This is a genomic window from Pararhodobacter zhoushanensis, assembly GCF_003990445.1.
GTDB lineage: Bacteria > Pseudomonadota > Alphaproteobacteria > Rhodobacterales > Rhodobacteraceae > Pararhodobacter > Pararhodobacter zhoushanensis.
In genome coordinates this window covers 277579-293868 of record NZ_REEZ01000005.1, presented here as the reverse complement: position 1 = coordinate 293868, position 16290 = coordinate 277579, and the positions used below count along the sequence as shown (strand labels likewise).

General features: G+C 61.6%; 12 protein-coding genes. 4 read left to right on the top strand and 8 right to left on the bottom strand.

The features are described from left to right. Nucleotides 1–151: 151 nt before the first annotated feature. From fusA to rpsL, 3 genes are read right to left on the bottom strand one after another with little or no spacing between them, the layout of a single operon-like run. Nucleotides 152–2275: an elongation factor G gene (gene fusA, locus EAE28_RS14065; protein WP_127107316.1), complete on the bottom strand. Its 2124-nt coding sequence runs from the start codon at nt 2273–2275 to the stop codon at nt 152–154. Nucleotides 2276–2287: 12 nt separating this feature from the next. Further along, nucleotides 2288–2758, bottom strand: a complete 471-nt coding sequence (gene rpsG, locus EAE28_RS14060) for a 30S ribosomal protein S7 (RefSeq protein WP_127107314.1) — start codon at nt 2756–2758, stop codon at nt 2288–2290. A 12-nt stretch (nt 2759–2770) separates the two neighbouring features. Next, a complete protein-coding gene (rpsL, locus tag EAE28_RS14055) occupies nt 2771–3142 on the bottom strand; it encodes a 30S ribosomal protein S12 (protein ID WP_068306680.1) in 372 nt (123 codons plus the stop codon). Nucleotides 3143–3481: 339 nt separating this feature from the next. Here rpsL and EAE28_RS14050 point away from each other — a divergent pair, with 339 nt between their 5' ends. Further along, nucleotides 3482–4321, top strand: coding sequence for a glycosyltransferase (locus EAE28_RS14050; protein WP_127107312.1), 840 nt, complete (start codon nt 3482–3484; stop codon nt 4319–4321). Here EAE28_RS14050 and EAE28_RS14045 read toward each other — a convergent pair. After that, complete coding sequence (locus EAE28_RS14045) at nt 4284–5174, bottom strand: DMT family transporter (RefSeq protein ID WP_127107310.1); 891 nt, start codon at nt 5172–5174, stop codon at nt 4284–4286. The two genes, EAE28_RS14050 and EAE28_RS14045, sit on opposite strands and share 38 nt — an antisense overlap. Nucleotides 5175–5334: 160 nt before the next feature. Here EAE28_RS14045 and EAE28_RS14040 point away from each other — a divergent pair, with 160 nt between their 5' ends. From EAE28_RS14040 to EAE28_RS14030, 3 genes are all read left to right on the top strand, one after another. Continuing rightward, nucleotides 5335–5703: a hypothetical protein gene (locus EAE28_RS14040; RefSeq protein ID WP_127107308.1), complete on the top strand. Its 369-nt coding sequence runs from the start codon at nt 5335–5337 to the stop codon at nt 5701–5703. Beyond that, on the top strand, nt 5700–5897 hold the full coding sequence (locus EAE28_RS14035) for a helix-turn-helix transcriptional regulator (RefSeq protein WP_127107306.1): 198 nt from the start codon (nt 5700–5702) through the stop codon (nt 5895–5897). Before EAE28_RS14040 ends, EAE28_RS14035 begins: the two co-directional genes overlap by 4 nt. A 70-nt stretch (nt 5898–5967) precedes the next feature. Then, nucleotides 5968–6519 carry an ATP-binding protein gene (locus EAE28_RS14030; protein WP_127107304.1) on the top strand — a complete coding sequence of 184 codons (552 nt, stop codon included), beginning with the start codon at nt 5968–5970 and terminating at the stop codon, nt 6517–6519. A gap of 84 nt (nt 6520–6603) precedes the next feature. Here EAE28_RS14030 and rpoC read toward each other — a convergent pair whose 3' ends face one another. From rpoC to rplJ, 4 genes are all read right to left on the bottom strand, one after another. Further along, complete coding sequence (rpoC, locus tag EAE28_RS14025) at nt 6604–10833, bottom strand: DNA-directed RNA polymerase subunit beta' (RefSeq protein WP_127107302.1); 4230 nt, start codon at nt 10831–10833, stop codon at nt 6604–6606. Nucleotides 10834–10929: 96 nt separating this feature from the next. Then, nucleotides 10930–15066 carry a DNA-directed RNA polymerase subunit beta gene (rpoB, locus tag EAE28_RS14020; protein WP_127107300.1) on the bottom strand — a complete coding sequence of 1379 codons (4137 nt, stop codon included), beginning with the start codon at nt 15064–15066 and terminating at the stop codon, nt 10930–10932. A 248-nt stretch (nt 15067–15314) separates the two neighbouring features. Further along, complete coding sequence (gene rplL, locus EAE28_RS14015) at nt 15315–15692, bottom strand: 50S ribosomal protein L7/L12 (protein WP_127107298.1); 378 nt, start codon at nt 15690–15692, stop codon at nt 15315–15317. 69 nt (nt 15693–15761) lie between these two features. Continuing rightward, nucleotides 15762–16277 (bottom strand): 50S ribosomal protein L10, encoded by a 516-nt coding sequence (gene rplJ / locus EAE28_RS14010; protein WP_127107296.1) that lies wholly within the window; start codon nt 16275–16277, stop codon nt 15762–15764. Between the last annotated feature and the right edge of the window lie 13 nt (nt 16278–16290).

Below are 16290 nucleotides of genomic sequence, written 5' to 3'. Positions count from 1 at the left end.
CAACGTGACCGATCGTCCCGATGTTCACGTGCGGCTTGTTACGTTCAAACTTTGCCTTCGCCATGATGGCTTCTCCTAATTCGGTATCGGTGGCGGTGGGATGAAATCCCACCCTACGGGCGGTAGGGCGGGGTTCACCCCGCCACACCAATCAAGCGTATTTTTTCTGGATCTCGTCCGAGATGTTCTGCGGAACGGCATCGTAGTGGTCGAACTGCATCGAGAACACGGCCCGGCCCGAAGACATCGAACGCAGCGTGTTGATGTAGCCGAACATGTTGGCCAGCGGGACCATGCAGTTGATGACGTTCGCGTTGCCGCGGCTGTCCTGCCCCTGCACCATGCCACGACGGCTGGTGAGGTCCCCGATGATCGAACCGGTGTATTCTTCCGGCGTGACCACTTCGACTTTCATGATCGGCTCGAGCAGTTTCGCACCGGCCTTTTTGAGGCCTTCACGCATACCGGCACGTGCCGCGATCTCAAAGGCCAGAACCGACGAGTCGACGTCATGGTAGGCGCCGTCGATCAGCGAGACCTTGAAGTCGATAACCGGGAAGCCTGCGAGCGGGCCCGAATCCATCACCGACTTGATGCCTTTTTCGACACCCGGGATGTATTCCTTGGGAACCACACCGCCGACGATCTTGTTGTCGAACGAGTAGCCCTCGCCGGGTTCGGTCGGCTCGATGATCAGCTTGATCCGAGCGAACTGGCCCGTACCACCGGTTTGCTTCTTGTGGGTATAGTCAACCTCAGCCTTGTGGCTGATGGTTTCACGATACGCCACCTGAGGGGCACCGATGTTGGCTTCGACCTTGAACTCGCGCTTCATGCGATCGACGAGGATGTCGAGGTGGAGTTCGCCCATCCCCTTCATGATCGTCTGACCCGACTCGAAGTTGGTCTCAACGCGGAACGACGGATCCTCGGCAGCCAGGCGCGCCAGGGCAAGGCCCATCTTCTCTTGGTCTGCTTTGGTCTTCGGCTCGACGGCGATCTCGATCACCGGCTCGGGGAAGGTCATCGTTTCCAGAACCACCGATTTGGTCGGATCACACAGCGTGTCACCCGTGGTGGTTTCTTTCAGACCGGCCAGCGCGATGATGTCGCCTGCATAGGCTTCCTCGATCTCTTCGCGGTTGATCGAGTGCATCATCATCATCCGGCCAACGCGCTCACGGCGACCTTTGGTCGAGTTCAGCATCTGGTCACCCTTCTTGATGGTGCCAGAATAGATACGCGTAAAGGTCAGCGAGCCGACGAACGGGTCGTTCATGATCTTGAACGCCAGCGCCGAGAACGGCGCAGCATCGTCAGCAGCGCGCTCGATGTTGCGGGTTTCGGTCTCGTCATCCGGCGAGAAGCCCATCAGCATCGGGACGTCGATCGGTGCCGGCAGGAAGTCGATGACCGAGTTCAGCAGGGGCTGAACGCCCTTGTTCTTGAACGACGAGCCAGCGGTAACCGGGAAGAACGACAGCGACAGCGTGCCTTTACGGATCAGCTTGCGCAGAGTCGCCTCGTCGGGCTCGTTGCCCTCGAGGTATTGCTCCATCGCATCGTCGTCCATGTCGACGGCGAGCTCGATCATGTTGGCGCGCCATTCGTCGGCCAGATCCTGAAGTTCGGCACGGATCGGGCGACGGCTCCAGCTTGCGCCGAGGTCCTCACCTTCCCAAACCCATTCTTCCATCTTGATCAGGTCGATGATGCCTTCCAGCTTGTCCTCGGCGCCGATCGGCAGAGCGATCGGGCACGGGGTGCCGCCGGTGCGGTCCTTGATCATGGCGACGCACTTGAAGAAGTCCGCGCCGATCTTGTCCATCTTGTTGACGAACACGATCCGCGGAACCTTGTAGCGGTCAGCCTGACGCCACACGGTTTCGGTCTGCGGCTCAACACCTGCGTTGGCGTCGAGCAGACAAACGGCACCGTCAAGCACAGCCAGCGAACGTTCGACTTCGATGGTGAAGTCAACGTGGCCGGGCGTGTCGATGATGTTGAAACGGTACTTGGTGTCCGAGGTGCCTTCGGTGGTCGGATCTTCCTGGCGCTGCCAGAAAGTGGTCGTCGCAGCCGAAGTAATCGTGATCCCGCGTTCCTGCTCCTGCTCCATCCAGTCCATCGTCGCGGCGCCGTCATGGACTTCGCCGATCTTGTGGGACTTGCCGGTGTAGAAGAGAATACGCTCGGTCGTGGTCGTCTTGCCGGCATCAATGTGGGCCATGATGCCGAAGTTACGATAGCGGTTCAGCTGATACTCGCGTGCCATGATCTGTGATCCTTACCAGCGATAATGGCTGAACGCTTTGTTCGCGTCGGCCATTTTGTGTGTATCTTCGCGCTTTTTAACCGCGGTGCCACGGTTGTTCACCGCATCGGCCAGCTCGCCGGCAAGGCGCTCTTCCATGGTGTTCTCGTTGCGCTTGCGCGCAGCGATGATCAGCCAGCGGATTGCCAGGGCTTCGCGGCGCTCGACGCGCACTTCGACGGGCACCTGATAGGTGGCACCACCGACGCGACGGCTGCGAACCTCGACCGTGGGTTTGATGTTGTCCAAAGCTTCATGGAACACCTCGATCGGCGCGCGCTTCAGGCGCTGCTCGACGCGGTCAAGAGCATTGTAGACGATCGTCTCAGCGACCGACTTCTTGCCATCAACCATCAGGTTGTTCATGAACTTCGTCAGAACCGTATCACCAAATTTGGCGTCCGGCAGGACTTCGCGCTTTTCAGCGGCGTGACGACGCGACATGGGGGTCTCTCCTTACTTCGGACGCTTCGCGCCGTATTTCGAACGACGCTGACGACGATCTTTGACGCCCTGCGTATCGAGAACGCCGCGCAGGATGTGGTAACGCACACCGGGAAGGTCTTTTACGCGACCGCCGCGGATCAGCACGACCGAGTGCTCTTGCAGGTTGTGCTTTTCGCCAGGAATATAGCTGATGACCTCAAAGCCATTCGTCAGGCGCACTTTGGCAACCTTACGCATAGCCGAGTTCGGCTTCTTCGGCGTCGTGGTGTAGACGCGGGTGCAGACGCCACGCTTCTGCGGGCAGTTCTCCAAGTGCTGCGACTTGGAGCGTTTGACTTTCGGCTGCCGCGGCTTGCGGATCAGCTGTTGAATCGTCGGCATACGTTTCGCCTTGTCTTGCGGCCCGTTCAACCTGCGCTCGTCAGCGGGGTATCCGGGGGCAGTTCGTCATGTCGTGAATTGCGCGTCCGCAAAACACAAAACCGCATGCGCGTCCGATAACGGAAGCGCCGCGGTGGAATTCCAGAGGATCGAGGTTTTGCAACCTGGATCATGACCACGTGGTGTTTCTAAAGCCCCTGAGTCTGCACATACCGACCCCGGGTGAGCGGCGTATAGGGGGAGTCGCGAGCCTTGTCAACACACGCCAAGCGCCCTGCACTGCGTTGCCGCACCGGCGCAGGCTTGCTAGGCTCGCGGGGTAATCCGGGGGCAGGCAGAATGCTGTTTTCACGCTATCTCTACCGTCGCCGTGCCGCGCGCAAGGCGCAGGTGATCGGCATCTGCCGGTTTTCCTATCCCGCCCTCGGCGGCTTCAAGACCGAGCATGAAACGCCACAGGATCGTGCCCGGTTTCTCTATGCGCCCGAGCGGCTGGATCAGCGATTCCGGCTGTTCGAAGCCTTCACCCTGCCCTGCCTGCGCGCCCAGAGCGACCCCGACTTCACCTTCCTCATCATCATTGGCGAGGACTTCCCGCCCGAACGCCTGACCCAGCTGCGCGCCCTGACCGCCGACCTGCCGCAAGTGGTCATTCAGGCCTATCCCCCCGGCCGCCATCGCACGGTCATGGCCGAAGCCATCGCCTCGGTCCGTCAGGCGGGTCGCTATTCCATCCAGTTCCGGCTGGACGATGATGACGCCATGGGCGTCGGCTTTGTCGCCAAGTGCCGCAAGACCCTGCACCAGTATTTTGCGCTGTTTCAGGGCAGCCGCCATGTCGCCATCGACTTTACCCGCGGCTACAACGCCCGGGCTGAGCCACAGGGCATTCTGGCCGAGCCCGCCAACCAGCTTTACCTCGGCGTCGCCTTCGCCATTGTCTTTCGGCCCGACGTCGCGCTCAGCGTGATGAACTTTACCCATCACGAGGTCTGGCAGCATATGCCGACCATCACCCGTACCGACCCGGACATGTGGGTGCGCGGGGTCAATGATCACAACGATTCGGGCGACCGGATCGGGCGCAATGTCGCGCTGTTGACCGCCGAGCAAGAGGCCCGCTTCCAGCGCGCCTTCGGCATCAGCGCAGAACGCGTGCGCGCGCTTTACGGGCGGTGACGCGCTCACGGTAAAAGGTGAAGAGACCCGTCGCCACGATCAGCCCCGCCCCCAGTTGGGTCAGCATGTCGGGCCATTCGCGAAACAGGAAGAACCCGACGATCAACGCCCAGATCAGCCCGACGTAGCGGAACGGCGTGACCACGGCCAGCTCCCCGGTCCGCACCGCCATCACCGTCATCAGATACCCGCCGACGATGGCGAGAGAGGTGCCGCACAGCAGCAGCGCCGCCTGCGGGCTGGGCAGCTGCACCGTTTCGCCCAGCATCCCCACCGCGCCGAATAGCGTCACGAAGACCGCGTTCACCAACGCCACCAGCAGCGACGGGATGGCCTTGGTCATCCGCCGCGTCAGCAGGTCGCGCGCCGTGACCACGACCACGCAGATCAGCGCATAGAGGGCGTAGACGTCAAAGCCGCCGGCCTCTGGCCGCACGATCAGCAGCACGCCCAGGAAGCCCACACCGATCGCCGCCAACCGCTTCCACCCTACCGCCTCGCCCAGAAACAGCGCCGCCCCCAGCGTCACGGTCAGCGGCAGCGCCTGCATGATCGCGGTCAGGTTGGCGATGGGCGTGTGATAGAGCGCCTGCAGGAAGAACCAGACCGAAGCCGTATCGAACAACGCCCTGAGCACGATCAGCCGCCGGTCATGCCCGGTCAGCACCACCCTAAACGCCCCTGCCCGCCACGCCCACAGGCCCAGCACCGCCGACACCGCCAGCCCGCGCCAGACCAGCGTCTGGAACATCGGCAGTTCCTGTCCGAGCAGTTTCATGAAGGAATCAGAGAGCGTGAAGGCGGCCATCCCGGCCATCATCAAAAGCGCGCCACGCGCGTTGTCGGACAGCATACACACCCCCGGAAACCGTCCCACCGGCTTGGCATTGAACACGTGAAAAGAAAAGCCCTGTGTTTCTGTCACGGCAGCACGGCATCCGACATGTAAAGTCTACTTGACACACAAGCGCCGCATGGCCATGTAAAGGATACTTTACAATTCGGAGGCACCAATGCGCTATTTCGGTTTCTTGCTGGCGGGACTGGCCGCCTATGTCGCCGCCCTGATCCTGTCCAACGCCCTGTTTGCGCGCGGGGTCGAGGCGCCCGTTCTGCGCCTTGGCCTGTCCCTGCTGCCAATGCTGCCCGCAGTGTTCATCTGCGGCGTGATCGTCCGCACGATCCGGCGCATGGATGAGAGGCAGCGCAAACTCCAGTTCGAGGCACTGGTCTTCGCCTTTGCGGGGACCGCGCTGATCACCTTTGGCTATGGCTTTCTTGAAGGTACCGGGCTGCCCCGCCTGTCGATGTTCGTGGTCTGGCCGATGATGGCGACGCTCTGGGTTGTCGGTCTGGCTGTGGGAAAAGTTCGCTACGGATGAAGAACCGGATCCTTGAGCTGCGCCAGCAGCGCAACTGGTCGCAAGCCGAGCTGGCCCTGGCCCTGGGCGTTTCCCGGCAGACCGTCAACGCGCTGGAACGGGGCCGCTACGATCCCAGCTTGCCCTTGGCCTTCAAGATCGCGCAGCTGTTTGACGCGGCGATTGAAGAGATCTTCCAACCCGATCCGGCCTGAACCGGTGCGCCGCGTTGAACCGCCTGCGCGGCTGCGCTAAACCCCGCGATCTTGCGCGAAGGAGGACGCCGTGACACCGACACCACGTCTATATCTGACCGGGGCGTCCTGCTCGGGCGTCTCGACACTGGGGGCGGCTCTGGCGGCGCGGTTTGCCGTGCCGCAGCTCGATGTCGATGACGTCTACTGGATGCCGACCGATCCCCCGTTCACCACCAAGCGCGCGCCGGAGGACCGCGTGCGGCTGATCGAGGCCCGGCAGCGCGAGAGCGCTGGTTGGGTGTTGACCGGCTCGTTCATGGGCTGGGGCGATGCGTTGATCCGTAGCGTGGATCTGATCGTCTTCGTCCACACGCCCACCCCGCTGCGGCTGCAACGGCTCGACACGCGCGAGGCGCAGCGCCACGGCGCCCGCATCCTGCCGGGGGGTGACATGCACGCGGCACATCTGGCGTTTCGGGACTGGGCCGCGCGCTATGACGATCCGCACTTCACCGGCCGCAACCGTGCCCAGCATGAGCGTTGGCTTGCCGCGCAAACCGCGCCCGTGCTGCGGCTGGACGGCACGCAGCCAACCGACGCGCTGGCGGATACGGTCGCCGCGATGTGCACGCAGCGCTAAAGCCCGCCCCCACACGGCCGACAGGACACAGAAAAACCCCCCGCAGCCAGGCTGCGGGGGGTTTGATTTTCAGAGCTTCAGATCTCAGCGCTCGTCGTCTTCGACGCTCGTGGTCTCTTTGAAGACCGAGTCCATCTCGAGCGGGGCAGCGACGAGCACCGCTTCCGCTTCGGCGCGGCGCTGGTCGATGACCACCTGATCGCGATCGGTTGCGATCTTCTTGGTGGCCGTCGCGACACCGCCGGTGCCGGCCGGGATCAGACGCCCGACGATCACGTTCTCTTTCAGGCCGACCAGCTTGTCGCGCTTGCCGATGACCGAAGCCTCGGTCAGCACGCGCGTGGTCTCCTGGAACGAGGCCGCCGAGATGAAGCTGCGGGTCTGCAGCGACGCCTTGGTGATCCCCAGCAGGATCGGCTCGCCCTTGGCAGGACGCAGGCCCATTGCCTGGATCTTCTCGTTGGTCTCGTCGAACTCGAACTTGTCCACGGTTTCCCCTTTGAGCAGCGTGGTATCGCCGCTGTCCAGGATCTCCCATTTCTGCAGCATCTGGCGAACGATCACCTCGATGTGCTTGTCGTTGATCTTCACGCCCTGCAGACGATACACGTCCTGCACTTCGTCGATCAGGTAGTTCGCCAAGGCCTCGATGCCCAGGATCCGCAGGATGTCGTGCGGCGCGGGGTTGCCATCCATGATGTAGTCGCCGCGCTGGACATAGTCGCCCTCTTGCACGGGGATGTGCTTGCCCTTGGGCACCAGATACTCGGCCGCATCGACGTTTTCGTCGACCGGTTCGATCGTGATCCGACGCTTGTTCTTGTAGTCCTTGGCAAAGCGCACATAGCCGTCGATCTCGCAGATGATCGCGTGATCTTTCGGACGACGGGCCTCGAACAGTTCGGCCACACGCGGCAGACCACCGGTGATGTCCTTGGTCTTGGCGCCCTCGCGCGGGATACGTGCAACCACGTCGCCCTGCTTGACCGTCTGACCATCTTCAATCGACAGAATCGCGTCGACCGACATCTGATAGGTGATCGGGTTGCCCGCATCGTTGCGCATCGGCTCGCCGGTTTCGGCATCCATGATGATGATCTCAGGCTTGAGATCACTGCCCTTGGGCACCGAACGCCAGTCGGTCACGATCTTCTGCGACATACCCGTCGCATCATCCGTGTCCTCGCGCACCGAGAAGCCACTGATCAGGTCCACGAACTTTGCCACACCGGCCTTTTCGGCGATGATGGGCAGAGTGTAGGGGTCCCATTCGTACAGCTTGTCACCGCGCGTGATGGCCTGACCTTCGCGCACGAAGAGCTTGGCACCATACGACAGCTTGTGCGAGGCACGCTCGATCCCGTTGTCGTCGATGATCGCCAGCGTCATGGAACGACCCATGACCACCAGATCACCCGCCGCGTTCTCCAGCGTGTTCGGGTTGCGCAGCTCGATCTTACCGGCCGAGCCTGCTTCCTGGAACGACTGCGACCCACCCTGCGCGATACCGCCGATGTGGAACGTCCGCATCGTCAGCTGCGTGCCGGGTTCACCGATCGACTGCGCGGCGATGATACCCACCGCTTCGCCTTTGTTGACCAGCGTACCGCGGGCAAGGTCACGACCATAGCACTTGGCGCAGACACCCTCTTCCGCTTCACAGGTCAGTGGCGAGCGGATCTTGATCGACGGGATGTCGGCCTTGTCGATCAGGTCAGCGTCGCGTTCGTCGATCAGCGAGTTCATCTCGACCAGCACTTCGCCGGTTGCCGGGTGCATGATGTCCTCAGCCGCGACACGGCCCAGCACACGCTCGGCCAGCGAGGCGACGACTTCACCATCGTTCACCGCCGCTTTCGCGGTGATGAAGCGATCGGTGCCGCAATCGTCCGAGCGAACGATGCAGTCCTGCGCCACGTCCACCAGACGGCGGGTCAGGTAGCCCGAGTTCGCCGTCTTCAGCGCGGTATCGGCCAGACCCTTACGGGCACCGTGGGTCGAGTTGAAGTACTCGAGCACGGTCAGACCTTCCTTGAAGTTCGAGATGATCGGCGTTTCGATGATCTCGCCCGACGGCTTGGCCATCAGACCACGCATCCCGCCCAGCTGCTTCATCTGCGCAGGCGAACCACGCGCACCGGAGTGCGACATCATGTAGACCGAGTTCGGCTCAAGCTCGCGGCCCTCGTCGTCGTGACGAACGGCCGAGATTTCGGCCATCATCGCGGCGGCAACAGCGTCCGAGGCTTTCGACCAGGCATCAACGACCTTGTTGTACTTCTCACCCTGGGTGATCAGACCGTCGAGATACTGCTGTTCGAATTCCTTGACCTGATCGCGGGTCTCGTTGACCAGATCCCATTTGGTTTCGGGGATGAGCATGTCATCCTTGCCAAACGAGATGCCGGCCTTGAACGCTTCCTTGAAGCCCAGACCCATGATCTGGTCACAGAAGATCACCGATTCCTTCTGACCGCAGTAGCGGTAGACGGTATCAATGACGTTTTGTACGTCTTTCTTCCGCAGCAGGCGGTTGGCCAGCTCGAACGGGGCCTTGGCGTTGAGCGGCAGCAGGCCCCCCAGACGCAGACGGCCCGGCGTGGTCTCATAGCGCTTGTAGACCTCGTTGCCGTTCTCGTCGATTTGCAGGATGCGGCCCTGCACGCGGGCGTGCAGATGCACCTCACCAGCGGCAAGGGCGTGCTCGACTTCGTCGATGTCCGCGAAGACCATGCCTTCGCCCTTCATCCCTTTGCGTTCCATGGTGGTGTAGTAGAGACCCAGCACCATATCCTGCGACGGAACGATGATCGGCGCGCCGTTGGCGGGCGACAGAACGTTGTTCGTCGACATCATCAGCACGCGCGCTTCCAGCTGGGCTTCCAGCGAGAGCGGGACGTGGACGGCCATCTGGTCACCGTCGAAGTCGGCGTTGAACGCCGAGCAGACGAGCGGGTGCAGCTGGATCGCCTTGCCTTCGATCAGCATCGGCTCAAAGGCCTGGATGCCCAGACGGTGCAGCGTGGGCGCGCGGTTCAGCAGAACCGGGTGCTCGCGGATGACCTCGTCCAGAATATCCCAGACCTCGGGGCGCTCTTTCTCGACCAGCTTCTTCGCCTGTTTCACGGTCGAGGAGAGGCCTTTGGCTTCCAGACGCGAATAGATGAAGGGCTTGAACAGCTCGAGCGCCATCTTCTTGGGCAGACCGCACTGGTGCAGCTTCAACTCAGGCCCGGTCACGATGACCGAACGACCCGAGAAGTCGACGCGCTTACCCAGAAGGTTCTGACGGAAGCGACCCTGCTTGCCCTTGAGCATGTCCGACAGCGACTTCAGCGGGCGCTTGTTGTTGCCCGTGATGACGCGGCCACGGCGACCGTTGTCGAACAGCGCATCGACCGATTCCTGCAACATGCGCTTTTCGTTGCGCACGATGATATCGGGCGCGCGCAGTTCGATCAGGCGTTTCAGACGGTTGTTCCGGTTGATCACCCGGCGGTACAGATCGTTCAGATCCGAGGTCGCGAAGCGGCCACCATCCAGCGGCACCAGCGGGCGCAGCTCGGGCGGGATGACCGGCAGCACGGTCAGGATCATCCACTCGGGCCGGTTGCCCGACTCAAGGAACGATTCCACGACTTTCAGCCGCTTGATGATCTTCTTGGGCTTCAGCTCGCCAGTGGCTTCTTTCAGCTCTTCGCGCAGCTTGTCGGCTTCGGCCTGCAGGTCGATCGCCGTCAGCATTTCGCGAATGGCTTCAGCGCCGATGCCAGCGGTGAAGCTGTCCGAGCCGAAGGTATCCTGCGCGTCGAGGAACTCTTCCTCGGTCATCAGCTGGCCGTAGGACAGCTCGGTCAGACCGGGCTCGATCACGACGTAGTTCTCGAAGTACAGGATGCGTTCCAGATCCCGCAGGGTCATGTCCAGCATCAGGCCGATGCGCGACGGCAGCGACTTGAGGAACCAGATATGCGCCACCGGCGAGGCCAGCTCGATATGGCCCATGCGCTCGCGCCGGACCTTCTGCAGGGTGACTTCAACGCCACATTTCTCGCAGACAACGCCGCGATACTTCATGCGTTTGTATTTGCCGCACAGGCATTCGTAATCCTTGATCGGACCAAAGATGCGCGCGCAGAACAGACCGTCACGCTCGGGCTTGAACGTACGGTAGTTGATGGTTTCCGGCTTCTTGATCTCGCCGTAGGACCAGCTGAGAATCCGCTCAGGGCTTGCCAGCGAGATCTTGATCTCGTCGAAAGCCTTGGCCGGAGTCATCGGGTTGAACGGGTTCGTGGTCAGTTCCTGGTTCATCGTCAATTCCTTGGAATGGATTGGATCGAAGGCGTATCGACGGTGGGGTTGAACCCCACCCTACGGCGGTGCGTAGGGTGGGATTTCATCCCACCGTTATTCGTCTTCTTCCGAATCCAGGAGTTCCATGTTCAGGCCGAGGCCGCGGACTTCCTTCACCAGCACGTTGAAGGATTCAGGCACACCGGCCTCGTAGTTGTCCTCGCCCTTGACGATCGATTCGTAGACCTTGGTCCGGCCTGCCACGTCATCCGACTTCACCGTCAGCATCTCTTGCAGGGTATAGGCGGCGCCGTAAGCTTCCAGAGCCCAGACCTCCATCTCACCCAGACGCTGACCACCGAACTGCGCCTTACCACCCAGCGGCTGCTGCGTGACCAGACTGTACGGCCCCGTGGAACGGGCGTGCAGCTTGTCGTCGACCAGGTGGTGCAGCTTGAGCATGTATTTCACACCCACGGTAACCTTGCGCTGGAACTGCTCGCCCGAGCGTCCATCGAAGACCACCGACTGACCCGACTGATCGAACCCGGCGCGCTTGAGCGCGTCGTTGACATCGGCTTCCTTGGCACCGTTGAACACCGGCGTGCCGATCGGCACCCCTTTGGTCACGGTCGAGGCGGCTTCGACCAGGTGGTCGCTGTCCATCTCGGCAAAGGCATCGTCATAGACCTGATCGCCGTAGCCATGGCGCATCGCGTCACGCACCGGGGTCAGATCGCCCGAGCGACGATACTCTTGCAGCGCCTCGTCGATCTGGATGCCCAGACCGCGCAGCGCCCAGCCCATGTGCGTTTCCAGAATCTGGCCGACGTTCATCCGCGACGGCACGCCGAGCGGGTTCAGCACCAGATCCACAGTCGTGCCATCGGCGAGGAACGGCATGTCCTCTTCGGGCACCACCTTGGACACCACACCCTTGTTGCCGTGACGACCGGCCATCTTGTCACCCGGCTGCAGCTTGCGCTTCACCGCCAGGAACACTTTGACCATTTTCATCACGCCCGGGGGCAGATCGTCGCCGCGGCGAACCTTCTCGACCTTGTCTTCAAAGCGCAGCGTGAGCTGGCGCTTCTGCTGGTCGTACAGGGCGTTGAGTGCCTCGACTTCCTGCGCTTCGGTCTCTTCGGCCAGGGCCAGCTGCCACCATTGGCCTTTGGACAGCGTGCCCAGCAGCTCTTCGGTGATCTCGCTGTTCGGGCGAACGCCTTTGGGGCCTTTCACCGCGGTCTTGCCCATGATCAGGGTTTTCAAACGCGAGTAGATGTTGCGGTCCAGGATGCCCTGCTCGTCATCGCGGTCGCGCGACAGGCGTTCGATCTCTTCGCGCTCGATCTGCAGCGCACGCTCGTCCTTGTCGACGCCGTGGCGGTTGAAGACGCGAACTTCGACAACCGTACCGTAAGCACCCGGCGGCAGACGCAGCGATGTATCGCGAACGTCAGACGCTTTTTCACCAAAGATGGCGCGCAGCAGTTTTTCTTCCGGCGTCATCGGGCTTTCACCCTTGGGGGTGATCTTGCCCACCAGAATGTCGCCCGCCTGAACTTCAGCGCCGATATAGACGATCCCGGCTTCGTCGAGGTTGCGCAGGGCTTCCTCGCCGACGTTGGGAATGTCGCGGGTGATCTCTTCCGGCCCCAGCTTGGTATCGCGGGCGGCGACTTCGTATTCCTCGATGTGGATCGAGGTATAGACGTCGTCCTTCAGGATACGTTCGCTGATGAGGATCGAGTCCTCATAGTTGTAACCGTTCCACGGCATGAAGGCCGCGACGATGTTACGACCCACAGCCAGTTCGCCCATGTCGGTGCACGGACCATCGGCCACCACCTCGCCACGCGCGACGCTGTCGCCCACTTTCACCAGCGGACGCTGGTTGATGCAGGACGACTGGTTCGAGCGTTTGAACTTGCGCAGACGGTAGATGTCGACGCCCGGCTCGCCCGGCTCCAGCATCTCGGTCGCGCGCACAACGATACGCTGAGCGTCCACCTGGTCGATGATCCCGGCGCGGCGCGCCATGATCGCAGCACCCGAGTCACGGGCGACGATGCCCTCGATCCCGGTGCCCACCAGCGGTGCATCGCTTTGCAGCAGCGGCACAGCCTGACGCATCATGTTCGAGCCCATCAGCGCGCGGTTGGCGTCGTCGTTTTCCAGGAACGGAATGAGCGACGCGGCCACCGACACCAACTGTTTGGGCGACACGTCGATCATGTCGATCACTTCGCGCGGGTTCAGCATGAAGTCGCCGCCCTTGCGGGTCGACACCAGATCGTTGACGAACTCGCCGGCCTCGTTCAGCGTCGCGTTCGCCTGAGCGATGACGTGGCGCTGTTCTTCGGTGGCCGAGAGGTATTGCACCTCGTCCGTCACCTTGCCGTCGATGACCTTGCGGTACGGGGTCTCGATGAAGCCGTATTTATTCACGCGGGCATAGGTGGCCAGCGAGTTGATCAGACCGATGTTCTGACCTTCCGGCGTTTCAATCGGGCACATCCGGCCATAGTGGGTCGGGTGAACGTCGCGAACCTCGAAGCCCGCGCGCTCACGGGTCAGACCGCCCGGCCCGAGAGCCGAAAGACGACGCTTGTGCGTCACTTCCGAGAGCGGGTTGGTCTGGTCCATGAATTGCGACAGCTGCGACGAGCCGAAGAACTCGCGCACGGCAGCCGCCGCCGGTTTGGCGTTGATCAGATCCTGCGGCATGACGGTGTCGATATCGACCGACGACATGCGCTCGCGGATCGCGCGCTCCATGCGCAGCAGGCCCAGACGGTACTGGTTTTCCATCAGCTCGCCGACCGAGCGCACCCGGCGGTTGCCGAGGTGGTCGATGTCGTCGATCTCGCCTTTGCCATCGCGCAGCTCGACCAGAGCCTTGATGCACGAAATGATGTCTTCCTTGCGCAGGGTGCGCTGGGTATCGGGCGCATCCAGATCAAGGCGCATGTTCATTTTCACGCGACCCACGGCCGACAGGTCGTAGCGCTCGGAATCGAAGAACAGGGTTTCGAACAGCTGGATCGCCGCGTCGACGGTGGGGGGCTCGCCCGGGCGCATGACCCGGTAGATGTCCATCAGCGCCTGATCGCGGTTCATGTTCTTGTCCGCAGCCATCGTGTTGCGGATGTAGGCACCGACGTTGACGTTATCGATGTCGAGAACTTCGAACTCGGTCACGCCCTGATCGAGCAGGGTTTTCAGCGAGCCGCCTTTGACTTCGCCGTCCTTGTCCAGTTCCCAGGTGACTTCGTCGCCCGCTTCGATCCAGATCGCGCCGGTCTCTTCGTCGATGATGTCCTTGGCCGAGAAACGGCCCAGAACATGCTCGAACGGCACCAGCAGATCGGTGATCTGACCGTCGTCGATCCATTTCTTGACCAGACGCGGGGTGGCTTTCTCGCCAGCCTTCAGGATGATCTCACCCGAGGCCGCATCAACCAGATCCATCGTCGGACGGGTGCCGCGCACACGCTCGGGGAAGAACTTGGTGACCCAACCACGGTTCTTTTCCAGACGGTACGTAACGGTGTCGTAATAGGCATCCATGATGCCTTCCTGGGTCAGACCCAGGGCATACAGAAGCGTCGTCACCGGCAGTTTGCGGCGACGGTCGATGCGCGCAAAGACCAGGTCTTTGGGATCGAATTCAAAGTCCAGCCAGCTGCCGCGATAGGGGATGATCCGGCACTGGAACAGCAGCTTGCCCGACGAATGGGTCTTGCCCTTGTCGTGGTCAAAGAAGACGCCCGGCGAGCGGTGCATCTGCGACACGACAACACGCTCGGTGCCGTTCACGATGAACGTTCCGACCGGAGTCATCAAAGGCATGTCGCCCATGAAGACTTCTTGTTCCTTGATGTCCTTGACCGACCGCGCGCCCGTGTCGGGGTCCACATCAAACACGATCAGACGCAGCGTGACCTTCAGGGGGCCCGCAAAGGTCATGTCGCGCTGTTGGCACTCTTCGATGTCGTACTTCGGCTTTTCCAGCTCGTACTTGACGAATTCCAGAACCGCGGTCTCGTTGAAGTCCTTGATCGGGAAAACCGACTGGAACGTGCCCATCAGGCCTTCGCCGTCGAGCGGTTTATCACTGTCACCCGAGCGCAGGAACAGGTCGTAGGACGACTTCTGAACCTCGATCAGGTTGGGCATTTCCAGAACTTCACGGATCTTGCCGAACATCCGACGGATGCGCTTCTGGCCAACATAGGACTGAGCCATGCTCGGTATCACCTTTCAATTTTTTCGCGGATGCGCCTGCCGTCGGGCCTCGGCAAGGCTGCACCCCATGCGAAACAGAAGCTGAGGCCCCATTCCTGCCGATCGTCCCACCGATCAGCTCCCGAGCCCCGGCTGCTTCTGGAAGAAGATCCCGCGGGATCACCTGCCAGAAACAGCAGCAGCCGGGCCCGGAGAACACCGGGCCCAGCCATGTCATGCGGTCAGGATGCGCTGTGCATCCCGCCTAATTACTTCAGCTCAACTTTGGCGCCAGCGGCTTCCAGTTTCGCTTTGATCTCTTCGGCTTCAGCCTTCGGAGCTTGCTCTTTCACGGCTTTGCCGCCAGCTTCGACCAGGTCCTTGGCTTCTTTCAGGCCCAGACCGGTGATGCCGCGAACTTCTTTGATCACGTTGATCTTGTTGGCGCCGGCTTCGACCAGGATGACGTCGAATTCGGTTTTTTCTTCCACGGCTTCGGCAGCAGCGCCAGCCGGGCCAGCCATCATCACAGCGCCGCCAGCAGCGGGCTCGATGCCGTACTCATCCTTCAGGATGGTTTTCAGTTCCTGAGCTTGCAGCAGGGTCAGGTTGACGATTTGCTCGGCGAGAGCTTTCAGATCAGACATTTCAGTTTTCCATTCTAACAGGGTGTTGCCGACATGGGGTAATCAACCACCACACGGGCTGTTGGGTGCTCAAGCGGCTTCCCGCTCCTCCAGGGTGGAGAGGATGCTCGCGATGTTCGAAGCAGGTGCGCCAATGGCCCCGGCGATGTTGGAAGCAGGTGCGCCAATGCAGCCCACGATCGAAGCGATAAGCTCCTCCCGCGACGGCATGGATGCCACAGCTTTAACACCTTCCGGCGTCAGTGCCGTATCGCCCATTGCCCCGCCCAGGATCTCAAACTTCTTGTTATCCTTGGCGTAGGCTTCAACCACCTTCGCCGCAGCGACGGGGTCTTCAGAGTAGGCGATGACGGTCATGCCCGTCAGAAGTTTAGCGATGCTTGCGCAGGGCTTGCCTTCCAGGGCGATCTTGGCGAGCTTGTTCTTGGCAACGCGTACAGCCCCACCAGCGTCACGCATTTTCGCGCGCAGGGCTTGCATCTCGGCAACCGTCAGACCCGCGTAGTGTGCAACCACAACCACGCCAGAGCTTTCGAAAATCTGGCCGAGCTCGTCGACCAGGGCTTCCTTTTGTGCTCTATCCACAGGTTTGCTCCAA